The organism is Phenylobacterium sp. (genome assembly GCF_965284355.1).
Lineage (GTDB): Bacteria > Pseudomonadota > Alphaproteobacteria > Caulobacterales > Caulobacteraceae > Phenylobacterium.
Window position 1 is genome coordinate 4405131 of the sequence record NZ_OZ260078.1, and the last position, 25189, is coordinate 4430319.

General features: G+C 67.9%; 22 protein-coding genes. 11 read left to right on the plus strand and 11 right to left on the minus strand.

What is annotated here, in order from left to right:
• Positions 1 to 186 precede the first annotated feature (186 nt).
• Complete coding sequence (locus tag ACQ66R_RS21595) at positions 187 to 1365, plus strand: acyltransferase family protein (protein WP_430425428.1); 1179 nt, start codon at positions 187 to 189, stop codon at positions 1363 to 1365.
• On the opposite strand, the gene welK is transcribed toward ACQ66R_RS21595, so the two are convergent.
• The gene (gene welK / locus ACQ66R_RS21600; protein WP_430425430.1) at positions 1362 to 2411 is read right to left on the minus strand and encodes a beta-1,4-glucuronosyltransferase WelK; all 1050 of its coding nucleotides are present in this window, start codon (positions 2409 to 2411) and stop codon (positions 1362 to 1364) included. The two genes, ACQ66R_RS21595 and welK, sit on opposite strands and share 4 nt — an antisense overlap.
• A 156-nt stretch (positions 2412 to 2567) precedes the next feature.
• Between welK and ACQ66R_RS21605 the strand changes: the two genes are divergently transcribed.
• The 6 genes from ACQ66R_RS21605 to epsI all read left to right on the plus strand — a co-directional run bounded on the left by ACQ66R_RS21605 (position 2568) and on the right by epsI (position 9600).
• Entirely contained in the window at positions 2568 to 3803 is a 1236-nt protein-coding gene (locus ACQ66R_RS21605; RefSeq protein ID WP_430425432.1) for a Coenzyme F420 hydrogenase/dehydrogenase, beta subunit C-terminal domain, read from the plus strand.
• 178 nt (positions 3804 to 3981) lie between these two features.
• The gene (locus tag ACQ66R_RS21610; protein ID WP_430425434.1) at positions 3982 to 5115 is read left to right on the plus strand and encodes a hypothetical protein; all 1134 of its coding nucleotides are present in this window, start codon (positions 3982 to 3984) and stop codon (positions 5113 to 5115) included.
• An 11-nt stretch (positions 5116 to 5126) separates the two neighbouring features.
• The gene (locus tag ACQ66R_RS21615; RefSeq protein ID WP_430425436.1) at positions 5127 to 5966 is read left to right on the plus strand and encodes a polysaccharide biosynthesis/export family protein; all 840 of its coding nucleotides are present in this window, start codon (positions 5127 to 5129) and stop codon (positions 5964 to 5966) included.
• A 10-nt stretch (positions 5967 to 5976) separates the two neighbouring features.
• Positions 5977 to 8025, plus strand: coding sequence for a Wzz/FepE/Etk N-terminal domain-containing protein (locus ACQ66R_RS21620; RefSeq protein ID WP_430425438.1), 2049 nt, complete (start codon positions 5977 to 5979; stop codon positions 8023 to 8025).
• Between the two features lie 10 nt (positions 8026 to 8035).
• Positions 8036 to 8911, plus strand: coding sequence for an exosortase V (xrtV, locus tag ACQ66R_RS21625; protein ID WP_430425439.1), 876 nt, complete (start codon positions 8036 to 8038; stop codon positions 8909 to 8911).
• Positions 8908 to 9600 carry an exosortase-associated protein EpsI, V-type gene (gene epsI, locus ACQ66R_RS21630; RefSeq protein WP_430425441.1) on the plus strand — a complete coding sequence of 231 codons (693 nt, stop codon included), beginning with the start codon at positions 8908 to 8910 and terminating at the stop codon, positions 9598 to 9600. Before xrtV ends, epsI begins: the two co-directional genes overlap by 4 nt.
• A 49-nt stretch (positions 9601 to 9649) precedes the next feature.
• Here epsI and ACQ66R_RS21635 read toward each other — a convergent pair whose 3' ends face one another.
• Positions 9650 to 11068 carry an oligosaccharide flippase family protein gene (locus tag ACQ66R_RS21635; protein WP_430425443.1) on the minus strand — a complete coding sequence of 473 codons (1419 nt, stop codon included), beginning with the start codon at positions 11066 to 11068 and terminating at the stop codon, positions 9650 to 9652.
• A gap of 18 nt (positions 11069 to 11086) precedes the next feature.
• Positions 11087 to 11860: a right-handed parallel beta-helix repeat-containing protein gene (locus ACQ66R_RS21640; RefSeq protein ID WP_430425444.1), complete on the minus strand. Its 774-nt coding sequence runs from the start codon at positions 11858 to 11860 to the stop codon at positions 11087 to 11089.
• A 201-nt stretch (positions 11861 to 12061) separates the two neighbouring features.
• Here ACQ66R_RS21640 and ACQ66R_RS21645 point away from each other — a divergent pair, with 201 nt between their 5' ends.
• Complete coding sequence (locus ACQ66R_RS21645) at positions 12062 to 12190, plus strand: hypothetical protein (protein WP_293364891.1); 129 nt, start codon at positions 12062 to 12064, stop codon at positions 12188 to 12190.
• 9 nt (positions 12191 to 12199) lie between these two features.
• A complete protein-coding gene (locus tag ACQ66R_RS21650) occupies positions 12200 to 13621 on the plus strand; it encodes a GMC oxidoreductase (RefSeq protein WP_430425446.1) in 1422 nt (473 codons plus the stop codon).
• A 9-nt stretch (positions 13622 to 13630) separates the two neighbouring features.
• Here the strand turns inward: ACQ66R_RS21650 and ACQ66R_RS21655 are convergent, their stop codons facing one another.
• Positions 13631 to 14647, minus strand: coding sequence for a calcium-binding protein (locus ACQ66R_RS21655; protein WP_430425448.1), 1017 nt, complete (start codon positions 14645 to 14647; stop codon positions 13631 to 13633).
• Between the two features lie 185 nt (positions 14648 to 14832).
• On the opposite strand from ACQ66R_RS21655, the gene ACQ66R_RS21660 reads away from it, so the two are divergent.
• Together ACQ66R_RS21660 and ACQ66R_RS21665 are read left to right on the plus strand one after the other, a co-directional pair.
• Positions 14833 to 16500 (plus strand): DUF1800 domain-containing protein, encoded by a 1668-nt coding sequence (locus tag ACQ66R_RS21660; protein ID WP_430425450.1) that lies wholly within the window; start codon positions 14833 to 14835, stop codon positions 16498 to 16500.
• Between the two features lie 5 nt (positions 16501 to 16505).
• The gene (locus tag ACQ66R_RS21665) at positions 16506 to 18041 is read left to right on the plus strand and encodes a DUF1501 domain-containing protein (protein ID WP_430425452.1); all 1536 of its coding nucleotides are present in this window, start codon (positions 16506 to 16508) and stop codon (positions 18039 to 18041) included.
• Here ACQ66R_RS21665 and ACQ66R_RS21670 read toward each other — a convergent pair.
• The 7 genes from ACQ66R_RS21670 to ACQ66R_RS21700 all read right to left on the minus strand — a co-directional run bounded on the left by ACQ66R_RS21670 (position 18038) and on the right by ACQ66R_RS21700 (position 25187).
• On the minus strand, positions 18038 to 18424 hold the full coding sequence (locus ACQ66R_RS21670; RefSeq protein ID WP_430425454.1) for a PilZ domain-containing protein: 387 nt from the start codon (positions 18422 to 18424) through the stop codon (positions 18038 to 18040). The two genes, ACQ66R_RS21665 and ACQ66R_RS21670, sit on opposite strands and share 4 nt — an antisense overlap.
• A 94-nt stretch (positions 18425 to 18518) precedes the next feature.
• Positions 18519 to 19499, minus strand: coding sequence for a P-type DNA transfer ATPase VirB11 (gene virB11 / locus ACQ66R_RS21675; RefSeq protein ID WP_430425455.1), 981 nt, complete (start codon positions 19497 to 19499; stop codon positions 18519 to 18521).
• A gap of 7 nt (positions 19500 to 19506) precedes the next feature.
• A complete protein-coding gene (gene virB10, locus ACQ66R_RS21680) occupies positions 19507 to 20592 on the minus strand; it encodes a type IV secretion system protein VirB10 (RefSeq protein WP_430425457.1) in 1086 nt (361 codons plus the stop codon).
• Entirely contained in the window at positions 20589 to 21347 is a 759-nt protein-coding gene (locus ACQ66R_RS21685) for a TrbG/VirB9 family P-type conjugative transfer protein (protein ID WP_430425459.1), read from the minus strand. The genes virB10 and ACQ66R_RS21685 overlap by 4 nt, the downstream gene beginning before the upstream one ends.
• Positions 21344 to 22507 (minus strand): type IV secretion system protein, encoded by a 1164-nt coding sequence (locus ACQ66R_RS21690; protein WP_430425461.1) that lies wholly within the window; start codon positions 22505 to 22507, stop codon positions 21344 to 21346. Before ACQ66R_RS21690 ends, ACQ66R_RS21685 begins: the two co-directional genes overlap by 4 nt.
• The gene (locus tag ACQ66R_RS21695) at positions 22504 to 24906 is read right to left on the minus strand and encodes a VirB4 family type IV secretion/conjugal transfer ATPase (RefSeq protein WP_430425463.1); all 2403 of its coding nucleotides are present in this window, start codon (positions 24904 to 24906) and stop codon (positions 22504 to 22506) included. The genes ACQ66R_RS21690 and ACQ66R_RS21695 overlap by 4 nt, the downstream gene beginning before the upstream one ends.
• Positions 24903 to 25187 carry a type IV secretion system protein VirB3 gene (locus ACQ66R_RS21700; protein WP_421935911.1) on the minus strand — a complete coding sequence of 95 codons (285 nt, stop codon included), beginning with the start codon at positions 25185 to 25187 and terminating at the stop codon, positions 24903 to 24905. The genes ACQ66R_RS21695 and ACQ66R_RS21700 overlap by 4 nt, the downstream gene beginning before the upstream one ends.
• Positions 25188 to 25189: the final 2 nt, after the last annotated feature.

Sequence of the window (25189 nt, forward strand, 5' to 3'; positions counted from 1 at the left end):
CGCTCCGGCGCAATCCGCGAAGGTCTTCCGCGGCATGACGCCTGGGCCGTGCAATCCTTGGGCAGGCGCCACCGCCTCTCTATCGCATAGCGCCGCGGGATCAAGCGGCGCCCCCTTTGCAAGGCGATTGCGCAGGCAGCGTCCCACGAATAGGGAAGCTGAGGTGGGCGTGCAGGGGGGTGGTCTGTGGACGGCAAGACACTAGAGTATCCGGCGCAGATCAATGCGCTGACGTCGATCCGATACTTGGCCGCAGCCTGGGTTGTGCTGTTCCATCTCAAGGAATTCACCCACGCCATTCCCCTGAGGGAAGCGCCTATCGTCCTCTTCGGCTACCTCGGCGTGGACTTCTTCTTTGTGCTGTCCGGCTTTGTCTTGACGCACGTCTACAAGAGCCAGGTCGACCAGGCTCGCTTCGACTACTGGAGCTTCATCGCCAAGCGCCTGGGGCGAATCTATCCCATGCACCTCTTCACCCTGGCGCTGTTCCTCGTTCTGGGTGTGATCTCGGCGCTGGCCGGGCTCGAGTACGAAATCTGGAACCCAGGCTACCCGTTCGAGCACCTGGAACGCGGCGTCCTGATCCGCGCGCTGATGGCGCACGTGACGTTGATTCACGCCTGGGGCGCGACGCCAGGGCTCCTGTTCAATCTCCCGTCATGGTCGATCAGCGCCGAGTGGTTCGCCTACCTCATGTTCCCGGTCTTCATGCTGCTGTTCCGGATCGCGCGCGGGAGCGCAGGCGTTAAGCTCGCCCTTGCGATCGCGCTGTTCCTGGGCATGGCCACGGCTACCGCCGGGCTGATGGATCTGCAGCTGACGAAGATGTCGTGGAACATCGGCATCCTGCGCATCGTCCCCGAGTTCATGTTGGGCGTCGCCTTGTACCAGTTTGGCGTCGGCTGGAGCGCGGGACGCAGGGGCGCGAGAACCGGCCTCATCGCCAGCGTGCTGGTCGCCGTCGCCGGGGTGTACCTGGGCGCCCTTTCACCGGGCCTGGAGGTTCCGGGCGCGACGCTCGCGGTGATGGGCATGGCCTTCGTGGTGTTCTTCGCCGCCGACTGCGAGCGTCACGGAATCTTCCCCGTGCTGTCGAACCCGTTCCTGGTCCTGCTCGGCGAGATCTCCTACTCGGTCTACATGATCCACCTTCTGGTCGCGATCTGCGTGTTCGAGCTGTTGCTGCCCGGCTTCCGCCCGGACAACACCGGTGTCGCGCTAGGGGCCATCGCGTTGGTTCTCGCGGCGACGACGGTGCTGTCGTGGATCACGTACAGGCTCGTCGAGATCCCCGGCCGGCGCCTTATCGTCTCGGTGGCGATGTCGTTGAACCGGCCTTCGGCGCCTAGAGCGACGCAGCCTTAGGCAGCCCCGGCCCTGGCGGCGATCAGGCCGTTCAGGAAGTCGATCAGCTCGCGCGGATCGGTGGTCGCCTGGCGGCGGGGGCGGTCGCGGATCTCGGCCAGGGCCGTGCGCAGCTCGTCCACCGAGCGGGCCACCTTGACCAGGCCACGAACCTCGAAGGCTTCGGTGATCTCGAGCTGGTGGTCATCGTAGTGCTCGCCCAGCGCAAACAGGCGCGGCAGCGCGATGACGTGGCAGCCCTGGCGCAGCGCGGTGATCAGCGACCCGGTGCCGCCGTGGCAGATGACGATCGAGGCGTCGCGCTGCAGCGCCTGCATCTGGTCGAAGGGAAGGGTCTCGTGCACCTCCAGCCCCTCGGGCGAGCGGCCGCCGATGCCGGTCTGGATCAGGATTCGCTCCGGGATCGCGCCCTCGGCGTGCAGCTGGGCGACCGAGTCCACGAGGCGGTCGAACGGCAGGGTGGCGCCCACCGTGGCGAACAGCAGCGGCTGCTTCGCGGGCGGCTCGGTGTCCGGATACTTCAGCGGATCGTAAACACGGGCCTTCGGATAGACGGACGCCAGCTTGGCCGACTGGATGACCATGTCGTGAGCGAACGGCGCGGCGATCCGGCCGAACAACGACGGCTTCTCGAAGCGCGCGAAGCTTTCGATGATGACAATCCGCGCGCCGAGCAGCCGGCCCCACAGCACGGCGAAGAAGACGGCGCCGGCCCCCGAGCTGATCACGAAGTCGGGCCGCTCGCGCAGCATGATCCCGGCGGTGCGGAAGAAGCTTGCGATGGCGCGTCCGATCATCTTGAACGGCGTGCCGAACTTGACCTGACCCCAGGCGTAATGTGGGACGAAGTAGGTGCGGTGGTCGTTCTTCAGGGTCTGCCCTAGGGCGGTGTCCTCGGTGATGAAGAAGTAATCGTGCTGAGACCAGACCGGCTGCAGGTCGAGGAGCTGACGCACGTGGCCGCCGCCCGACGCGGCCAGGCAAAGGCGCAGGCGCCGGCCCTTTTCCGGGCCCTGGACCGCATCCTTGTCGCCTGAATTCACCATCGCCGAAGCCACCCCGTTGCTTGTTCGCCTATCTATCGAACGCGACAGCGTAAAGGACCGGTGAACCTTATGCCGTCTAACCGAGGGTTGTTTGGCGCAGATGACAGCCGGCGGTGAAGACCATAGAGGTCCCAAGCCGTCTCGAAGCGGAGCCCGATGTCCGAGAACCTCCCTGATTCGCCGACCGTCCGCCGGGTTCTTGCCGGAGAGTTGTGCACCGGCTGCGGCCTGTGCGCCGGCGTGGCCGGCGGCGCCATCCGCATGGAGTCGACGCCTCCCGGCTATAATCGTCCTGTGGTTCAGGGACCGGTGAGCCGCGAGGCTGAGCGCACGATCGCCGACGCCTGCCCCGGCGCCGTTGTCGAACCATGGGCGGGCGCCCCCGAAATTCATCCCTACTGGGGGCCCCTGCGCCAGGTGATGACTGGGGCGGCCACGAACGAGCACACGCGGTTCGAAGGCTCGTCCGGCGGCGCGATCTCGGGCCTGCTGATCCACGCCCTGGAGACGGGCCTGATCGACCGGGTGGTCCACATCGCCGCCGACCCCGCCCAGCCGACGCGCAATGTCACGGTCGTCTCGCGGTCGCCGGCGGAGGTGTTGGCCGCCGCAGGTTCGCGCTACACCGCCTCATCGCCGCTGGCCGACATCGATGCCCTCGTGGCCGAGGGCGGCAAGGCGGCGTTCGTGGGAAAGCCCTGCGACGCCTCGGCGCTGCGCCGGCTGGCCCGTCACGACCCGAGGATCGCGGCCCACGTGCCGATCGTGCTGTCGTTCTTCTGCGGCGGCATTCCCAGTCATGACGGGGTCGGCCGCATCCTGAGCGCCATGGGCCTGGCAGGCGAGCCGCTCTCGGCGTTCCGGTTCCGAGGCCGAGGCTGGCCCGGCAATTGCGCCGCCGAGACGTCGGACGGGCGGGTGGGCGAGATGTCGTACGCCGACAGCTGGGGCGCGCACCTCTCAAAGGAGGTGCAGTTCCGGTGCAAGATCTGTCCTGATGCGGTGGGCGGCGTCGCCGACATCGCCTGCGCCGACGCCTGGTACGGCGACGATTCCGGCTATCCCAGTTTCGAGGAAGAAGAGGGCCGCAGCCTGATCATCGCGCGGACCGAAGCCGGCGAAGCCCTGCTGAAAAGCGCGCTGGACGTCCGCGCCATCGAGGTCGAACCGCTCGCGCCTGGCGAGATCGACAAGATGCAGCCCTCTCAGGCGCGGCGGAAGCGGCTGGTTCTGGCGCGGACGGCGGCGCTACCCCTGGTGGCGCAGCCGCGTCCTCGGATGCCGGGTCTCAAGGTGGCGGAAGCCGCTCGACAGGCTCCGCCTGTCGAGGCGCTGAAGAACCTGCTGGGCACGGTGCGCCGCACGATCCAGGGGCGGCGGAGCCGGCTCTAGATGCGGGGCCTGCGCCTATACACGTTCTCGCCTTAGTTGATAGTTAGCAACTGATGGGTCAAACACACGTGAAGTCCGGGGGCTCTGTAAGATGCGATTGAAGGCGTTGGCACGAGGAGCCGCCTTAACTCTTGGGACTCTTCTGCCTGCGCTGGCGATGGCGCAGGAGATGCCGACCGTGCAGACCAAGCGTGAGTGGAAGGTCGGGGTGCGGGCCGAAAGCTACTACGACAACAACATCTCGCGTTCGAGCTCCCTGCTCACGTCCCAACGCAATCTATCCAAGGACGACTATGTCTTGCTGCCGGCCGTAACGGCCACGCTGGTGCAGCCGTTCGGCCGCCAATCCGTCTTCCTGAACGGCGACGTCGGCTACGCTTTCCACCGGTACAATGACGAGTTGAATCGCCGTCGCGCCAAGGTCTCCGGCGGCGTCGGGGGTATTCTCGGGCCCTGCCGTCCGGTTCTGTTCGGAAGCTATCAGGCCGCGCAATCAGACCTCGCCAACCTCGACGTCGGCACCACCAAGAACCTCCAGCAGGTCTTCGCGACGGGTGTCGGCGCGCAGTGCGCCCGCTCGTCGGGCCCCGGCGCCTCATTCATGGTGCAGCGTTCGGATGTGAAGAACTCGGCCTTGAGGGTGAAGGAGTCGGACACGACCACCGAGGTCGCCAATGTCCAGCTACTCTATTCCCGGCCGACTCTGGGAACCTTCTCGGCGGGCTTCGGCTACAGCAGCTCGGAATTCCCAAATCGCATCATTCCGGGCCGACCTGTCGGCGACGGTTTCTTCACTCAGTCATACTTCGTCGGGTACAGCCGCAAGATTGGCCAACGGCTGACCGTTAGCGGACAGGGCGGACTGACGCATCTGAAGCGCGAATTCTCGCCGGCCGGAGTGGACCAGAGCTTCAATTCCAAGACCTACAGCGCCGACGTCACCTACGGTCTGGGCGAGCGGATCGAATTCGAGGTTCGTGGCAGCCGCAACATCACGCCCTCGCAGCAGGTGGGCAAAACGTTCGACAAGACGACCAAGGCCGACGCGCTCGTTCGCTACAAGGCCGGGGACCGCCTGAGCTTAGAGGGCGGCTACTCCTGGCAGAAGATCAATTCCAACGCCGATACGGCCTCGGCGCTGCTGGTCGTCACCGACGCTGAAACCGACGCCATATATGGCAACGTATCTTTCTCGCCGAACGACAGACTGAGCCTTTCGCTGAACGTTCGGTACGAGGAGCGCGACGCCAATCTACCGCAATTCACCTATACTGCCACCCGCATCGGGGTCTCGGCCCAGACGAGTTTCTAGAAGAGGCGAACATGAGCACCCGTACCTTCTGCGCCGTCCTTGCTGCCGGCCTTTTCGCCGCGGCGAGCGCGAGCGCGCAGGCGCAACAACCCGCCGCCTCCACGACGAACGCCACCAGCCCGCCGCCGGCGGCCGGCATCGCCGACTCCGCATCGTCCGCCTACATCCTGGGCCGCGACGACGTGATCGAGGTTGGGCTACTGGGGCGCCAGGACTTCAACGGCCGCACGCGCGTGCAGGCTGACGGCACGATCCAGCTTCCGCTCATCGGAAAGGTGCCGGTGGCCGATCGCACGACGGCCGAGGTCTCGGAAGCCGTTCGCAAGGCGCTGGTCTCCGGCGGGTTCTTCGCGGACCCGGTGGTGACCGTCGAGGTGGTCGGATACGCCAGCCGCTATGTGACCGTCCTGGGCTCGATCGGCTCGCCCGGCCTCATCCCGATCAACCGGCCCTATCGCCTGTCCGAGATCCTGGCCCGCGTGGGCGGGGTTCGCGACACTGCGGCCGATTACCTGCTCGTGCGCTCGGCCAACGGCGAAGAGCGCAAGTACCCGATCCATGAACTCTCGACGGGCGGCGACGCTCAGGATCCGTTCGTTCGGGCCGGCGACAAGATTTTCGCGCCCCTCGCCGAGACGTTCTACGTCTCCGGCAAGGTGAATTCGCCTGGGCAGCTGACGCTGACCGGCGATACCACGGTGCGCACGGCGATCGCCCGCGCCGGTGGTCTGGCCGAGTCGGGTTCCGACAAGAAAGTCACCGTGAGCCGCGGCGGCAAGAAGACGAAGGTCGATCTCGATTCGAAGGTCGAGCCGGGCGACGTGATCGAAATCGGCGAACGGCTATTCTAGCGAGAGCGCGATGAACGTCTTTCAATTCCTCCGGATTCTCTGGGCCTACCGGCTGATCATAGGCGGGTGCGCCGCAGCGGCCCTCATTGGCGCTCTGATTTTCGTACAGCTGGCGCCGCCTCGCTATGAGGCCCAGTCGCGGGTGATGCTCGACATCGTCAAGCCCGACCCGGTCACGGGCCAAGTGATCTCCTCGCCCTTCGTGCGCGCCTATTCGAAGACCCAAGTCGAGCTGGTGAAGGACTACCAGGTGGCCGGCCGTGTGGTCGACAATCTGGGCTGGGCGACGAACCCGAGCGTCCAGGCCTGGTTCAAGGACAACCAGAAGGACAGCAAGGTAGACTTCCGTACGTGGGCCTCGAAGGAGGTTGTCGACGGCACCAGCGCCCGCCTGATCGAGGGCTCCAACATCCTCGAGATTACCTACGCCTCTGCGTCGCCGACGCGGGCGAAGGAAGTGAGTGAGGCGCTGCGGAAGGCGTATGTCGATCTGGCGCTGCAGTCGCGCCAGGAAGCCGCCAAGCGCAACGCCGAATGGTATGAAACTCAGGCCGAGAAGGCCAAGGGGCTGCTGTTGCGCTCGGAAGAGGCCAAGGCGAACTTCGAGCGTGAAACCGGCATCGTCCTGCAGGACGGGCAGGTCGACCTCGAGTCTGCCCGCCTCGCCGCGCTGGCCACGCAGGGCGCTGCGCCCATCATGACGCCCAGCGCCGTGGCCGCCTCGCCCAGCGAGAACAGCCTGGCCCTGCTGGAGGCCGAGCTGAACCAGGCCAGCCGCACGCTGGGCCCGAACCACCCGCAGTTGTTGGAAATGCGCCGCCGCCGGGAACTTCTGGCGGCCCAGGTCGCCCGCGAGCGCAGCGCCGGGGGCGCGGCCAGCGCCGCCGCGGTCAGCGCGGCCCGCGCCACCAGCGGCATGCTGGAAGCCCAGAAAGCCAAGGTCATGGCCCAACGCGAACAGGTCGAGCGCCTTCGCCTCATGCAGGCAGAGGTGAATCTGCGTCGCGATCAGTACAATCAAGCGGCCACGCGAGCAGCCCAACTTCGTCAGGAAGCCGAAGTCGCGGTGACGGGCGTGACGCCGCTGGGCGCCGCTGTGACTCCCCAGGCTCCGATCTTCCCGAACAAGCCGCTGATCGTTGGCTCGGCTTTGCCGGTCGGCGCCGTGGTCGGCCTGCTAATCGGGTTGCTACTGGAATTGGTGGGGCGGCGCGTCCGGAGCGCAGACGACGTAGCGCATGCCATCAAGGCCCCTGTGCTGGGCGTGATCCAGGGCGACAAGCCCAAGTCGCGGGGCGGCTGGCTGGCGCGGTCTTATCCCGGCAAGGCCGTCATTGGCGGCGCTCCGACCACAATCGGCGAAATCCTGATGTCGCAGGAAGCTCACAAACTGACGATCAAGGCCGAGGCTGAACCCGCCGAGCGGCGATACGTCTTCTCACCAGATCTCGTCACCCTTTCCGACGGGCGTCCCGGCGAGGCCGAAGCCGTCCGCACGATCCGGACCCACGTCATCGCGCGGCATCTGAACGATGGCCGCCGGGGGCTGGCGATCTGTGGGCCGAGGCCCGGCGTGGGTTGCACGTTCACGGCGGCGAACCTCGCCGTCGCGACGTCTCAGGTGGGCATATCCACGCTCCTGATCGACGCCAATCTGCGGTCGCCCGGCCTGCGCGAGTTCATTCGTCCCGACGACGCTTCCGACGTGCGGCGTGAAGCCGCCGCGGCGATCTCGCCGACGGAGAACGTGCACAACGAGGTCCTCCCGAACCTGTCGCTACTCTATGCCGACGGCATGCTGGACATCGGCGAGGAACTGCTGGGCGGGGGCGGCTTCCGCCGACTGATCGACCGGTGCCTGCGCGATTTCGAGTTCACCATCATCGACACGCCACCCACGAGCGACAGCTCGGATGCGCTGCGGGTCGCCAGCATCATCGGCTACGCCCTGGTCGTCGCGCGGACCAACATCACGCGGATCAAGGACGTCGAGCACCTGGCAAGGGACTTGCAGGAAGATGGCGCCCGTGTGATCGGCGCGGTCCTTAATCAGGCTTGAGAGTGCAATCGTGACGGCCGCCGGAGACGTACAGACGATCGACAGGGCGTGGCTCCTGTCGCGGGGACCCTGGATTCTGCTGGCTGTGGCGCTTGCTGCGCCCACGCTGTACCGCCTGGGTGTCCAGGTTTGGTCCAGGGACATCGGCGCGCACGGTCCCATCGTCCTGGCCACCGGTCTCTGGCTCGTCTGGCGCAAGTTGCCCTCGATGAGCGAAGAGGCCCGGCCGGGCCACATCGCCCTGACGACCCTGGGCGTGCTGGCTTCGCTGCCGATCTATGTGTTCGGGCGCGCCTACGACATCATCAGCCTGGAAGCGGCCGGCCTGTACGGCTTCGCCATATCGCTGATGCACGACCGTTTCGGCGTGCGCACGATGGCCAAGAACTGGTTCCCGCTCTTTTACCTGTCGCTGTTGCTGCCGCTTCCCGGCTGGATCATCGACCAGTTCACGGCGCCGCTGAAGCTGCTGGTCTCGGTGCTTTCGTTCGGGGTCGTAGAACCCATGGGCATCCCCATCGTCCGCGAGGGCGTCACGATGACCGCCGGTCCCTACCAGCTCCTGGTCGAGGACGCCTGCTCAGGCCTGAACTCGCTGATCGGCCTGATCGCGATCACGCTGTTCTACATCTACCTGCTGCGCAACGCAGGCTGGCGCTATTCGCTGTTCCTGCTCTGCCTGATCGTTCCGGTCGCGATCCTCGCCAACGTGCTGCGGATCGTGACCCTGATCCTGCTGACCTATCATTTTGGCGACGCGGTCGGGCAGGGCTTCCTGCACGTGACGGCGGGCCTCTTCCTCTTCGCCGTGGCTCTGGTCCTGATGTTCGCCATCGACAACGTGGCCTCCCGCCTGCTGCGGGTGCGTTCGGGAGCCCCCGCATGAACCGTCGGTATGTCGTCTTTGGCGCGCTGGGTGTCGCCGCACTAGGCACGGCCGAAGCCCTGCGGCCGCGGCACAAGCTGCGGCTGCTGCAAGGCGGCGTCACGATCGACAAGTCGCTGCCGGACTCGTTCGGCGCGTGGACGTCGGAGCGCAGCGCCGACTACATCGGACCGGAGCTCGAGGGCAGCCTGACCCGCTCACTCTACAGCGAGATCGTTCCGCGCACGTACTTCGACGAAGAGACGGGCGATGGGGTGATGCTACTGGCGGCCTATGGCGACACGCAGAGCGATCTGCTGCAGTTGCACAGGCCCGAGTCCTGCTATCCGGCCGTAGGCTTCAACGTGCGCCTGAGCGAGCCTGCGACGGTTGCGCTGGGCGGCGGCGTGATGCTGCCCGCGCGCCGGGTGATCGCCTATACTAAAGAGCGTACCGAGAACATCGTCTACTGGACCCGCCTCGGCGAGGCGCTGCCGCAGAGTGCCGGCGAACAGCGGCAGACGCGGATCGATCAGTCCATCGAAGGCATCGTCCCGGACGGCATCCTCGTGCGTCTTTCGGCCCTGGGGGACGATTCAAACGAGTCCTTCAAGATGCTGGACAAGTTCATCCCGCAGTTCCTGCGGTCGATCCCGACGGCGCGCCGCAAGGCCTTCATCGGCACCAAGCTCTCGAACGCGCTGGGCTGATACGACGCCGCCGCGGCGAGGGGCCCCGAGGCATCTCGGCGGCGCTGGGTCAGCCGCGCCGGAAGACCCGAGATTTCACCAGCCCCCAAGCGTGCAGAATGGTCGGCCGCTCGGTCCAGGCGTGGAAGGCCAGGGCCACCAGAAGGGTCACGGTCATGACGGCTGACCAGCCCCACATGCGCTCCTGCAGCGTGGCGCTCAGCCCCACCGCGAGGCTTCCCGCGAGGGTGAACAGGAACGAGCGCACGAACTCGCGGCGGGCCCGCACCACGCGGCGCCGCCACTGGTAGATGAGGGCCGTGGCGAGCGACAGCAACTCGCCAAGAATGAAGGCGCCCACGATTGCGTACACCGAGGGCCAGGCCTTGTAGGCGAAGATCGCGACGGGCAGGGCGACGACGCGGACCACATTGGCGGCCAGCACGCTGAAGCTGTCACCAGTGCCCAGGGCCAGGGTTGTGGGCCAGCAACGGGCCAGGCGAACGGCCTGGAGCAACGCCAGGGCGGCGAACATCGGCAGGGGCTGGGCGAAGGCGTGACCGTAGAGGAGGGGCGCGAATAGGGGGCCGGCCAGGCAGAAGCCCAGCAGCATCCCGGTAGACAGCAGTACGGCCCGGCCGCCCAGCTGCTCGCGTTCGCGGGCGAACTTCTCGGGGTTATCGCGGGTGCGCGCCACATTGGGCATGTGCAGGCTCGCCACGAACCGGGAGAGCGCGGCGGCCGGATAATAGATGAGGAGGATGATCGCGCTGTAGTAGCCGAGCCCCTCGGCGCCCAGCGACGCGCCGACCAGGATCCGGTCGCCCTGCGAGCCGAAGAACAGCAGCAAGCCGTTGAGGAAGAGCGGGGAGGCGAAGCGCGAGAAGGCCACCGCGTCCGCCTTGCCGAAGGCCCAGCGATAGCGTCGCTTCGCCATGACGTGCGACACGATCAGCATGATCAGGGCCCGCGCCGTCAGGCCATAGATGACCGCGGTATGGTCGCGAACGATCCAGGCCGCCGCAGCGATCGCGATGGCCGACGTGACCTCGCCGGCGATGGTCATCACCGCTTCGGGACGGAAGTCCCCGTCGCGCTGGACGCGGCGCACCTCCAGGTTCTGGAAGCCCAAAATCACCTGAGTCAGCCCCAGCGCGATCAGTCCGGGGGCCAGGATCGGCGCTTTGTAGAGATCGGCGACTAGGCCGGCCGTCAGGGCCAGGGCGGCTGCCAGCAGGATCCCTCGCCCGGCCAGGATCATGTGGACCAGTCCCATTACCTCGGGCGTATGGCCTCGGGCGTCTTGGACGACGTAGCGGTTGGCGCCTGTGTCGCTCAGGCTCTCGAAGAACTGGGCGGTGAGGATCAACGTCGCGGCGAGGCCGAGTTCGGCCGGCCCGAGCATCCGGGCCAGGATCACATAGCGCACGAGCGCCGCGGCCTGCGCCACCAGCGAGGCGATGAGGAAGATCTTGGCGCCGCGTCTCACGTCCGGGTCAGCCTCGCGCTAGCGGTTTGAGCACGGCGGATCTTTGTCTCCGGACTTGCCGACACCAGGCGCGACCACGTTGCCGCACCGCTGGACGGACCCTTTGCCGCGAATAGCGATGGAAGCGCGATACTCGGCCCCGGGATAGGTGCGGATCTTGTTGTTGCGGACAATCGAGTCTCTCGCGTCGGTCAAGCCGATGCCGTCCGAGCGTTGAAACGAGAACGTGTTGCGCAAGAACCGGAAACCCTCCGTGCGTCCCACGGAGATGCCGGTCTTCAGTCCGGAGTACTGGCTGTCGGAGACTTCGACGTTCTCGCTCTGATAGACGAGCGTCCCGATACCTTCGCCATAGGCGTCCTGGGGCGCTCCGGGGACCGTGGCCGTGCCCTTCACGGTCGCCGCCGTCAGGGTCACGTTGCGACTGCGATCGAACCTGACAGCTTGATGGTAGCCGACCTTTCCGGTCTTCGCGTTGGTGGTGGGGGGCGGCAAGCGATACTCGCCGCCGATTACCTTCAATCCGTCCACATTGGTCGTTCGGAAGCCGAAGACCGTCGCGGCGCGGGCGTCGATGGTGAGTGGTTTTTCGAAGGTGCGGTTCTTGATCGCGACGTCCTGGTATTCCCCTTTGGCCAGCACGACGACATCTCCGTCGCCAGCGGCGGCAAGGATGGCAGGCAGTGTGCTGGGGGACGCCGTCAGCCGCTGCGGCGCGCTTTGCGCGCAACCGGCGCTGATCAGCAGAATCGCGGCGGCGGGCGTTGCGCAGATAAGTCTACGTGGGATCATGGGTTCGCTGTCAGGGCAAGCATCCGAGGGTTCCGGTCCGCCCCCAACTACCGAACCTTGTGCCTCGGGAGTTCAGTCGATTCAAGGCGAAGCGCTTCGCGGGCGAATCGCCTTTACTGCGCCGACGTTTCGAAGCCTTGTCCTCCCTCGATACGAGGACAACGACTCGTAGGGACGTCGCTGACGGAGAGGAAACGGTACATGAAAAGACGGCAGTTCTTCCTGTTCGCGATGCTTGTCCCGCTGTCGCTGGGGCTCCTTCGGCACTTCGGCGTCGGCTCCAAGTACGTCGAAAAGAATGGCTGGATCTTGAAGCCTGAAGATCTTTAGGGGCGAGCCATGCTGACAGATCTGAATATCAATGCGCCCACGACCGCGCAGACGTTCGATGTCTGCGTCGTGGGGTCGGGCCCGGCGGGCATCTCGCTGTCGCTGGAACTCGCCAAGAAGGGCAAGCGCGTCGCGCTCTGCGAGGCCGGCGGTTTCGAGCTGAGCGAGGAATCCCAGGGGTGCTATTCCGGCGAGACCGTCGGCGATCCCTACTTCGACCTGATGGCGACCCGCCTGCGCTACCTGGGCGGAACCAGCGGCCACTGGGCCGGGTGGTGTCACACCCTGGAAGAGGTCGACTTCCGCCGGAAGGACCGCATCAACCCGCTGGCCCACTGGCCGATCAGCAAGGCCGACCTGGATCCATACCTGGCGCCGGCCTGCACAATCCTCGACATCAAGCCCCCGCGGGCCACCCGGCATCTGTCGACGAAGCAGGGAATCCAGGAGGTCTACTTCTCGTTCTCGCCGCCGACCCGGTTCGGGACGAAGTACCGCAAGACGCTGACCGACTCGAAGAACATCGCCCTGTTCGTGAACGCCAACCTCACCGACGTGAAGGTGAGCGGCGGCCAGGTCGTCAACGCGACGTTCCAATCTTACACCGGCAAGAAGCTGGACATCGTCGCCAGCAGGTACGTCTTCGCGATGGGCGGGATCGAGAACAGCCGGCAGCTACTGTGGCACAATTCGCGCAACAACGGACAGCTGTACGCCAAGGGCGCGCCGGTGGGCCGCTACTGGATGGAACACCCGCATTTCACGATCGGCGCGGCGCTGGTGGACTTCGGTCTGCCGGGCAAGCGCCGGTTCTTCTCGCTGACCCCGCAGAAGCAGGCCGAGCTGGGCGTGCTGAACTGCGGATTGCGGTTCGAACCGCTGAGCCCCAGCGCAGCCAAGCGACTGGTCAAGGACCTCATGTGCGTGGCGCCGGCCGTCGGCTCATGGGCGTCGGAACTGATGGGTGAGAACCTGGTGTGCGGCGTGAAGCTGCGCGCGGCGTGGGAGCAGGGGCCCAAGCTCGAGAACGGGATCACGCTGTCGACCAAGTCCCGCGACCGGTTCGGCATTCCGTCGACCGTCCTGACCTGGCGCAAGAGCCCGCTCGAGCGCAGGACCCTGACGGCCACCACCGGACAGTTCAACGAGTGGCTGATGGCCCGCAAGCTGGGCCGCCTGAAGCTGGACGACTGGGTGCTGGGGCGTGGCGACTATCCGAAGGACGACGAACTTGCGGGCCACCACCACATGGGCGGCGCGCGGATGTCGGACAGCCCCACCACCGGCGTGGTCGACCGCAACCTGAAGGTCCACGGGTCGAAGAACCTGTACGTGGCGGGGGCCGCGGTGTTCGCCTCAGGCGGACATTCGAACCCGACCTTGCCGATCGTGCAGTTGAGCCTGCGGCTGGCCAATCATCTGACGGCGTAGCGCGGCGCCTCAGGCGCCGAATATGGTTCCGGCCGGCAGGGGCGTCGTCACGCCGACGAGGATGATCTGCCCGCCGGTGACGGTGATCACGGTGTCGCCGCCCACGACGGCGACACTGAACGTCGTGCCCGGGTCCAGCAGCACCCGGTCGCCTTCGGCCAGGCTGAAGTCGAGCACGCGATCCGTGCCGGCGTCGTTCGACGAGTGGAAGAGGTCGGCGCCCGTGCCGCCGGTCATCGTGTCCTCTCCGCGGTCGCCGGAGACGAAGTCATTGCCGGCCCCGCCCGACAAGCTGTCGTTCGCCTGGCCGCCCCGCATGGTGTCGGCGCCGTCTCCGCCGAACAGGACGTCGTCCCCGAGGTTGCCGTAGACGAGATCATTGCCGGTATCGCCGTAGAGCAGGTCGTTGTCCTTGCCCCCCACGACCCAATCGTCGCCCGGGCCGCCATCGGCGGTGTCATTGCCCATGTTGCCGTTGATGTCGTCGAAGCCCACGCCGCCCACGACGTAGTCGTCGCCGTCCTCGCCACGCAGGTAGTTCGCGCCGCTGGAGTCGACGATGGTGTCGGCGCCGGTCCCACCGAAGGCCTGATCGTCGCCGTCGCCGCCATCAAGCACATCGGCCCCACCGCCGCCGTTCAGGGTGTCGGCGCCCGCATAGGCCCGCAGGCGGTCGTCGGAGCCGGAGCCGGTGAACAGGTCCGAGCCGGCGAAGATGCCGGCCTTGGCCGACGCGTTGTCTCCGGTCGCGACCCAGTTCCGGAAAGTGGCCGCCGGGATCGAGATGCCCGCGATGTCGTAGACCGTGCCGGCGTCGACGCCCACGATGATCCGCTGGATGGTCCCGGCGGTGGGCGGCCCGGACGCGCCGAAGGTGAAGCCGACACCGTAGAGTTGGGTCGAGACGCCGGCCAGGTTCAGGGCGACCGACGTGGGCGTCGCCCCGGCGATCGGGGCGAGAGCCAGGGGCCCGAGGTCCAGGATGTCGAAGTCGACGCCGATCGCGCCCGCGGTGAAAGTGCCCATGCCCGGTTTCCTGCCCTGCGCGATCCTAGCTGGCTCTTACACGCGCACAATCACCAGTTCCGACGGAAAAAGCTTCACCGTCCGTGGAAGCCAATAAGTCGCATTCGTCGTATATTCGATGGGTGTACACCGGCCCGCGGGACCGGCAAGCTTCAGCGGAAGGGGCGCTACACGTGGGGGATTCGATGCCGCGCAGGTGGTTGCGCGGGCTTGGCGTCCTGGCGGCGCTGGCCCTTGCCGCATGCAGTGGCGCACGTGGAACCGGCGCCGACAACACCGCGCCGCCGACGGCCGTCGAGGCCTCGCGATTCCTGGCCCAGGCCAGCTACGGCCCCACCGAGAGCGAGATCAGCAAGGTGCGCGCCCTGGGATACTCCCAGTGGCTCGACCAGCAGATGACGACGCCGGCGCCGACCAGCCACCTGACCGAGATCGATGCGCGGGTCGCGGCGGGCGCCACGCCCAGCAACTCGGAATTCTACTATTCCTATTGGCGCCAGGCGGTGACCGGGCCGGACCAGTTGCGGCAGCGGATGAAGCTGGCGCTGTCCGAGATTTTCGTGATCTCGCTGGCGGACTCCAACGTGTCCTATCGAGGCGCAGGCGCCTATTACGACATGCTTGGCGCCAATGCGTTCGGGAACTTCCGGACCCTGCTCGAGCAGGTGACCCTGCACCCCCAGATGGGCGTCTACCTCACCTGGCTGGGCAACCAGAAAGAGGATCCGGCCACCGGGCGCCAGCCTGACGAAAACTACGCCCGTGAGGTCATGCAATTGATGACCATCGGCCTCTACGAGCTGAACCTCGACGGCACGCAGAAGACGGACCTCTCGGGCCGGCCGATCCAGACCTACACCGCCGACGACATCAGCGGCCTGGCGAAGGTGTTCACCGGCTACAGCTACTTCTCGACCGCGCCATCGAACACGACGTTCCGGGGCGGGAATTTGCCGCCGGAGGCGCTCACGCGCTCGATGATTCCCTACGCCCAGTTCCACTCGACCAGCAGCAAGGCGTTTCTGGGGACGGTCATTCCCGCCTCAAACGTGTCCAACCCCGCCGGCGACCTCAAGATCGCGCTCGACACCCTGTTCAACCACCCGAACGTAGGGCCGTTCATCGGCAAGCAGTTGATCCAGCGGCTGGTGACTAGCAATCCGAGCCCAGCCTACGTGGCGCGCGTGGCGACGGTGTTCAACAACAACGGCCGGGGCGTGCGCGGCGACATGGCCGCCGTCGTCCGCGCCATTCTCCTGGACGAAGAGGCCCGCAGCGCGACGGTCTCGAACGGCCTGAATTACGGCAAGGTGCGCGAGCCCGTCGTGCGGATGGCGCACTGGGCCAGGGCCTTCGGGGCGACCTCGTCGTCGGGCGACTGGCTGATCACCTCGACCAGCGCCAACACCTCGCTGGGACAGTCCGCGCTGACCTCGCCGTCGGTCTTCAACTTCTTCCGACCGGGCTACTCGCCCCCGAACTCGCGGGTGGGTACGGCCGGGCTGGTGGCGCCAGAGTTCCAGATCGTCGATGAGATCACGGTCGCCGGCTATCTCAACACCCTGCAGACCACGATCGACGCCGGGATCGGGACCGCATCGAACGGCGTCCGTGATGTACGCCCCAACTATGCGCCCGAGATGGCCCTCGCCAACGACGCCGGCGTGCTGGTCGACCGGATGAACCTGATCCTGCTGAGCGGACGGATGTCGCCGACCACACGGTCGCGCATCGTCGAGGCTGTATCCGCGATCAACGTGCCGGCGACCAACCAGACCACGGCGCTAACCAACCGCGTGAAGCTGGCGGCCTACATGTCGATGGCTTCGCCCGAATACCTGGTGCAGCGATGAGCCCGATGGATCGACGCCATTTCCTGCGTGTAGGCGGCGCCTTTTCGGCCCTGGGGGTCGGCGCGCCGCTGGCGCTGCAGCTGGCCGCGGCCGGCTCGGCTGCGGGGCAGTCGGCGCCCGACTACAAGGCCCTGGTCTGCGTGTTCCTGTTCGGGGGCAACGACGCCCACAACATGGTCCTGGCGACCGACAACGACTCCTGGACCCGCTACTTCAACGCCCGCAACACCGGTACCGACCCGATCGCCCTGCTGCCGGTGGGAACGGCGCCCACGCCTGTAGGGCAGACCAACCCCGTCACCGGCCGGGTCTCGGACCTGGGCTCGCCCGAGGCCTGGGGTGGTGTGCTGCCGATCACGCCCCGCACGGCCCAGACCGTGCCGCCCGGCACCAATGCATCGAGCCGCACCTTCGCTCTGCACCCGTTCATGGGCTCGCTGCAGACCCTGTTCGGCCAGAACCGGCTCGCAGTGCTGGCCAACGTCGGGCCGCTCATCCAGCCCACCACCAAGGCCCAGTATCAGGCCCGGTCGGTGGCGTTGCCCACCAGCCTGTTCTCGCACAACGACCAGCAGTCCACCTGGCAGGCGCTGTCCGCAGAGGGCGCGCAGTCGGGGTGGGGCGGGCGGTTCGCCGACCTGATGGCGGGGATGAACGGCCAGAACACGCTGTTCACCGCCATTTCGACGTCGGGCAATGCGGTGTTCCTCTCGGGCCAGTCGGTGGTGCAGTACCAACTGTCGACCGGCTCGCAGCCGGCGGTCGTGGTGTCCGGCGCGCAGGGCTCCACGCTGTTCGGCTCATCGTTGGGTCCGTCGCGGGTCCGCGACCTGATCACCGAAACCAACCTGACCAACAATTTTGCGGCCGACTACGCGTCGGTGGTGACCCGCTCGCTGAACGCATCGGCGACGATCAACAACGCCTTCACCCAGTCGGCCGTCACCGGCGTGGCGACCGCGCCGGCCTACACCAATCCGCTGACCGCACGGGTCGAGACCAACACGCTGGCCCTACAGCTGCAGACGGTGGCCCGGATGATCGCGGCCGCGCCTTCGCTTGGCGTCCGACGGCAGGTCTTCTTCGTCAGCCTGGGCGGCTGGGACACGCATGACTTCCAGAACGCCACCCAGCCCAACCTGCTGGCCAAGGTGGCGCATGCGCTCAGCTATTTCGATGGCGCGCTGTCGAACCTGGGCGGCCTCGACCGCCGCAACCAGGTGACCACCTTCACAGCCTCGGATTTCGGGCGGACCTTCAACACCAACGGCGACGGCACCGACCACGCCTGGGGCTCCCACCATTTCATCATGGGCGGCGCCGTGAATGGCGGGGACATGTACGGCCAGTACCCGACGCTGGGCGCCGACGTGGCGGGCTTCAACAATCCCGACGGCGTGGGCGGGGCCCAGATCCCGACGACGTCGGTGGATCAGTACGGGGCGACGCTGGGACGCTGGTTCGGGGTGTCCGACAGCGATGTCGACCTGATTTTCCCGCGCGCGCGGAACTTCCCCTCGAAGTACCTGGGTTTCGTCTAGCCGATCATCCCGGGATCGCCGCTGCGAGGGCCCAGGCCGGGCTGCAAGGCCCGCCAGGCCTCGGCGACGGGGGCGAGACCCGGATCGGTCAGCGTGTCCAGCCGATGGCGATGCTCGAACGCCATGCCGGCCAAGTCTCCCCGGCGCCACTTCAGCACCACCTCGAACGCCACGGCCTCGTGGAAGTGCAGCAGCACGAAGCGCGGCGGCAGACGGTAGAAGTGCGAAAGCTCGATCTTGGCGCCCGACGCGCTCAGATCCTTGATCAGGCAGTCCGCCCAAAGCGCCAGCCGCTCGCCATGCATCACCCGTCCGGGCGCGCTGGCAGGCAGACGGGGCTCGACCCGGCGTTCTGAGTGGTGGGGCATCGGCCGCGATGACATGCCCAGACTTTACGCAAGTCTGGTTGAGAACTCGTTCGCATTCCTGCAACCGAGGGTCATTTTTTCTGCGACGGGTAGTCGCGCCCAGCGCGAACTATCGCGGCTGGAACAGCACCTCGGTGACCCGCCGCGCGCCGTTCTGGCGGTCCAGTTGAACCACGATGTCGATCACTCTGCTGACGTAGGTCTGCACCTTGTCCCAGCCGAGATCGACGCCGGAGGTCAGCGCCAGCAGGGCGATCTGGTCCAGCGCGCCGGTCGGGCTGTCGGCGTGGATGGTGGTCAGTGAACCCGGATGGCCGCTGTTGACGGCGCGAAGGAAGGCGAAGGCCTCCTTTCCGCGAAGCTCGCCGAGCAGGATCCGGTCGGGGCGCAGGCGAAGCGAGGCGGCCAGCAGCGCGTCGGCGTCAACCTTGGCCTCGCCCAGTTCGCCGCGCACGGCCACCAGGCCCACACTGTTGGGATGGTCCAGGCGCACTTCGGGTGCGTCCTCGATCACCACCAGGCGCTCGCCGCGGTCGATCTCCTTGACCAGGGCGTTCAGCAGGGTGGTCTTGCCGCTGCCGGTGCCGCCCGAGATCACGATGGTCTTGCGGCGCTGGACGGCCGCCTTCAGGAACGCGGCCATGTCGCCTGTGGCCAGCAGGGCCTCCAGCTCGGCGTCCACCGCCCTCTCGCGTGCGGGGTCGGTGCGGGCGGCGGTGTCGAACAGGCCGTCGCGGGCCAGGTCACCCACCGACATGTCCGAGATGAGATGCTTGCGCACGGCCAGCACCAGGCCGCCGCGGGTGGCGGGCGGCGAGACGACCTGGACGCGCGAGCCGTCGGGCAAGGTCGCCGACAGCAGGGGCTGCTCGCGGTTGACGCCCTGGTGGCTGGCGGCGGCGATCTGGCGGGCGAGGCGCTGGAGCGCGGTCTCGGTCAGCTCGTCGGCCGGCTCACGGGTCATGCCGCCGCCGGTGGTTTCGACCCAGACCTCGCCGGGGCGATTGATCAGCACGTCGGTGACGTCCGGCCGCGAGAGCCAGGGCGCGAGGGGGGCCAAATAGGCCGAGAGATAGACGTTGGCGCTCATGACCGGCTCAGCGGGTGACCGCGGCGAAGTCCAGGTCGCGGGCCACGAACACCTGCACCGGCACGCCCTGGGCCACCTTGATGGTGTCGGGGATGTTGACCTGGGCCTGCAGGGCGGTGGCGCCCACCTGGGTCGCCTGGTTGGACGCGCCGCCGATGATCACGGTGGATCCGTTGCCGTCGGACGCCAGCGCGGTCGTTCCGGCCTGGAGCGTGGTGAGCAGGATCGCCGCGCCGAAGCGCTGGAAGAAGTGGCGGTCGACCTCGCCGGCCAGGCCACCGCGGCCCAGGCGGTCGGTGCCGGGCGAGCCGACCTCGATCGTCACGCCCGTCGGGCTGATGATCCGCTCCCACACCACGAAGGCGCGGGTCTGTCCCTGGGCGGCGGCGCTCTTGTACTGGCCGACCAGCTTCGAGCCGCGTGGGATCAGCACCCGGCTGCCGTCGAAGCTGCGGACGTCGCGGCTGACGACGCCGCGGACGGAACCGGGCAGATCGGAGTTGATCGCGGTCTCGAGAACGGCGGCGATCACCGTACCCTGGGGGATCGTGCGGCCCAGGTCGCGCATCTGGCTGGCGCGGGCGGTGTTGCCGAGGCTGCCTGTGACGCGGGCCGAGAAGCGTTCCTCGGCGGAATCGCGGGGGTCGGCGCCGCCGCCCGGCGCGGGCGCCATGGGCGTGCCGGGCTGCGCGGTCTGCTGGGCGACCTGAACCGCCCCGGCTTCGGCGCCGCTGAAGTCGACGACCATGGTGGGCGCCCGCCAGTGGGCGGCCTCGGGATTGGCCGGCGCGACGGACTGCATGACCATCGGCGCCGGCGCGGCCTGCATCGGCGGCGGCGGAACGGGCGTGGCCGGCTGTGGCGCGGCGGGGGCAGGGACCGGGGCGGTCGCGGCCGGCGCGGGCGCCGTCTGGGCCTTGGCGTCGCGGCCCGACGACAGGCCGTTGAACACCATGAAGCCCAGCACCAGGGCGCCACCGACGCCGACCCAGAGGGTCATCGGGGAGTCGGGCGCCTGCACGCGGGGGCGGGCGGCCTCGCCCTTGGCGAAGACCGGGCTCAGGTCCTGCGGTTTGGGTTGCTTGGCCTTCATCGACGCCACCAGGGGTCCTTCTTGCGCTGTCTGAGCGCGCTGGCTTCCTCGACGCGGAAGCCGTCGTTGTAGATCCGCGTGACCTCGCTGCCACGCCGCAGCACGAAGCCGCGCACCACCCGGTCGACCACCACATAGCCGTCGCGCTGGCGGGTGTTGACCACCGCCTCGCCGCCGTCGGGATCGACGGCGAAGATCGCCGGCAGGTCCTCGTCCGCGCGGAAGCTGAAGTAGGTGTCCTGGCCGTCGTCGAACACCTTGATGGGCAGGGTCTTGCCCGATCCCTCGTACGAGTAGGCGGCGTTGCGCTCGACCGGCGGCGGCGGCGGCGGCGGCGGCGCGATATAGGCCACCACCGGCGGGGCGTAGAGGAAACGCACGCTGAACGGAGCGTTGCGGGCGGCGGCGCGCGGGCGCAGCGCCAGCTCGAAGTTGTAGCGGCGGAGGTTGGTGATCACCGTCATGTTCGTGGCCGGCCGTTGCGACATCGGCTTCAGGAACAGCAGATTGGCGCGGCGGTTGGGGGTGACCTGCCAGCCCATGGAATCGCCGATCGCGACGTTCTCGATCTTCTCGCCCGGGTCGAACTCGACCGAAAGCTGGTAGCCCAGGGCCACGCGTAGCTCGACCACGGCTTCAGGGTCGTACTCGACGACATGGATGCGCGGGTCGCCGGGGCCGGGGTGCGGGACCACGGCCAGGGCAGGGGTGGCCACAAGGGCGGCCAGGAAGACGAGAGTGGGTACGCGGATCATCGGGCGGCTCCCGCGCGGCGCGCGGTGACTGTGTTGCGGCGATAGGCGTCGCCCAGCCGGCGGCTCTCGTCGACGGAGACCGAGACCTGGCGGCTGGTGGCGGACATGACGGCGGTGGCGGCCTGGGCGGCGCGGCTGCGTTCGGTGGACTGCGCCTGGTCGCGCTGGAGATCCATGGCCAGGCGCTCGGCGCGCGAGGGCATGGCCGCCGCGTTGACCTGGGCGTTGGCGGTGGCTTGCGAGCCTTCGGTGCGGCGCGTGTCGCGATCGCGGGTGAGCGAGGGCAGCCGGAAGCTCAGCGCCATGATCCAGGCCCCTATGACCAGGGCCGCCTGGCCTGCGGCGAAGACGAACACCAGGGCTGCGGCGCTCATGGCGGTCTGCGGATCCAGCCGCACGGCGGCGCGCTGGGCGCTCAGAGTGGCGATCCACGGCTCGATCACCGAGAGCATCAGCACGATCAGCAGCCAGGCGACCAGAGGGGTCAGCGCGGCGGCGGTCATGGCCCGCACCCAGCCCACGAACAGGCCGCGGGTGGCCGGGATCAGGGCCAGAACGATGAACACCGGGCCGATGGCGGTGAGCACGCCGATGGCCAGGGTGGCGGCCGAGATCACGCCGGCGCTGGAGAGGAACAGCAGCCCGGCCGCTCCGGCCGAGGCCTCGGCGGCGGCGGCCTGCGGGCTGGAGTAGCCCTTGGCGTTGGGGCCTGCGAGCTTGCCATAGGCCGCGCCGGTCTCGCTGAATTCGTCATAGGCCGCCTGCAGCCCGTCGACCGGGCGCGAGGCCAACGCCGCGCCGCCCTCGGTCAGGGGCGCGGAGACAATGGCCGCGATCTCCGTCGGCGCACGGTCGGCGACGTCGAAGACCAGGGTCTGGAAGGCGGACCAGCTGGTCACCATCATCAGGATGACGCCGATCTTGACCGCGATGCCCGGCGCATCCGACAGCCGCGCCGCGCCCTGCGCGAACAGCATCCGGTAGCCGATCAGCGCGACGTAGATCGTCAGCACCGCGGTCAGCACGCCCTGGAACACCGGCGAGCCCTGGGTCAGGGCCTGGTAGCCGCTCTCGGCGTAGACGCGGGTCTGGCATTCCACCGTGGCAAGGACGCCCCGGATCACCCCGTCATCGACCATGGCGGCGCAGGCCTGGCTCATGCCGCGCTCCGGCCTTTGGCCGTGTCGCCGGCCATGAAGCTGGGCAGCCATGCGGCGGGTTCGTCGCCGACCTGCGCCCGCAGGGCGTCCAGGCGGCGCACGGCGCGCTCGGTGCCGGCCAGGACGGCCAGTTCGCCCGAGAGCCCGGTCAGGTCGAGGCGGGCGACGACGCTGTGGTCGCCGCGCTTGATCAGGAAGCAGCGCGAGGTGTCGGGCAGGTTCCGCACGAGTTCGAACTCGTGCTCGGTCAGGCCGAAACCATCAATGTAATCCGCGGCTTTCGCCCGATTGTTCGGGAAGAAGATCTGCGTCGCCGCCTGCTCGATGATCGCCGAGGCGATGCGGCTGTCCAGGGCGTCCGAGGCGCTCTGGGTGCAGAAGCCCACCACCCCGTTGCGCTTGCGGATGGTCTTTTCCCAGTCCTTGATGCGGCGGACGAAGACGGGATCGTCCAGAACCTTCCAGCCTTCGTCGACGACGATAATCGCCGGGTCGCCGTCCAGGCGCTGCTCCAGCCGGTGGAACAGGTACATCATCGCCGGGATGCGAATGGTGGGGCTGTCCAGTAGCCGGGTCATGTCGAAGCCCACGATGCGGGTCTCGATGTCCAGCAGGTCGGCTTCGTTGTCGAACAGCCAGGCGTGGTCGCCGCCGTCGCACCAGGCCGACAGGCGCGCCGCCAGGTCGCCGGCGTGGGGGCGGCGCGCGCCGCGGAACAGCTCGCGCAGGTAGCGCAGGCGGCGGTGGCCGGCGGGCTGGGCGTAGTTGGCGTCGATCGCATCGGCGATCATCAGCCGGTCTTCGCTGTCCAGCGTCTCGCCCTCGGCGGTCAGCAGCTGGGCCACCCACTCGGCCAGGAAGGCGCGGTTGCCGGGTGTGTCGGGAAGGGCCAGCGGGTTGAAGCCCGTGGGCTCGCCCGGGCTGATCACGTCATAGCGGCCGCCGATCGCGCGGATGAAGGGCTCGGCGCCGCGGTCCTTGTCGAAATAGGCGATCCGCGGCTTCAGGCGCTCGGCCTGGGCCAGCAGGAAGGTCAGCAACACGGTCTTGCCCGAGCCGGACGGGCCGATGACCGTGAAGTTGCCCAGGTCGCCGTTGTGGAAGTTGAAGTGATAGGGCCCGAAGGCGGTGGTCTCGAGCACGGCGATGGCCGGGCCCCAATGGTTGCCTTCGGCCTGGCCGGTCGGGTGATTGTGGAAGCTGGCGAGGCCCGCGAAATTGCCGGCGGAGATCAGCGCCCGGCGGGCGATGAACTTGAAGTTGCCGGGGAACTGGGCCCAGAACGACGGCTCGAGGTTGACGTCCTCACGCACGGCCACCGCGCCCGTCTCGGCCAGCGCCGACTGGATGTCGGCGACGTTGGAATCGAGGGCGTCCAGGCTGTCGGCCTTGGTCAGGATGGTGAGGTGGTGTTCGCCATAGGCCGCGCGGCCCGACCCCACGTCGTCGCGGGCCTGGGCCAGTTCGCCGCGCAGGCTGAAGGCGTCGTCCTCGGCGGCCTTGAGACGGCGCAACGCCAGGCCCATGCGATCCAGCGCCGCCTGGCGATCCACGAAGGCGAAGCTTTCGGTGAGCACCAGCTCCATCGGCAGGCGCAGCACGCCGTCCAGCAGGCCGGGCGCGGTGCGGGCCGGATAGTCCTTCATCGACACCATGGCGCCGAAGGTGGGCTGGCCGTCCTGGCCAGGGCCGAACTCCATGGCGTCGAGGCCGAAGCTGAGGCGGCGCGTGCCGATCGCCTGGGCGAAGTCGCCGCTGGGGGCCAGCACCGGACGCAGTTCGCCGTTGAGGATCAGGCCCAGGAACTCGGCGCACTCTGAGCGCTGGGCGCCGCCGCCGGCGGTATAGAGGCCCAGCGTGCGCGCCCCGTAGGGCGACAGCGCCGCGGAGAAGGCCTCGCGGGTGGCGTGCAGTTCGCGCAGGTCGCGGGGCAGGTCCGTATCGCTGGCCCGCGGGCCCCGGAACAGCCGCTCGATGAAGCCGGCCGAGCCCTGGGTGGGCCGCAGCACCAGCGTCAGGAAGATGTCGTTGACGTAGAGCCGGCGGCCTTCGAGCTGCGCACGCCAACGGGCGTCGAGCGTGCCGCAGAAGGGCTCCTGCGGCGAGGCCGGGTAGGCGGGGGTCACCAGGCGGCGGACCACGTGGTGGTAGACGCCAAGGCGCGAACTGGCCGCGCCCCGCAGGACGGTCTCGCGGATGGCCTTGCGGTAGTTCAGCTCTTCATCAGGCGCGGTCTCGAAGGGGAAGCCGGCCAGGTGCAGCGTCTGCACCAGCAGCCCGTCCCTGGTGCGCAGCGTCACATCGTCGACATGGCCGAGATAGGGCAGGCGGTCGCCGACCTTGGCCTCGCGGGGCGCCAGCACCCTGGCTGCGCCGGTGGTGAGGAAGGTGTCGCTCACGGCTGGTACGAGTTCCCGCCCCAGAAGCTGAAGTTCTTCACCCGCGGACAGCTGGACAGCTTGGTGACCCAGAGATCGAAGAAGCGGGGCTCACGCAGCGAGCCGACGTAGCCGACCCCGTGCATCACCACCGCGATCGCCAGCGCCCAGAACGAGCGGGTGATCAGGAACGCCTCTGCCGTCACCACCATGTTGAGGACCATGTACGGATAGGTGACGCCGGCGATCATCTGGGGCCGCGTCAGCGCCGCGAAGACGGGATCCGAGGCCAGCCGGGTCATGG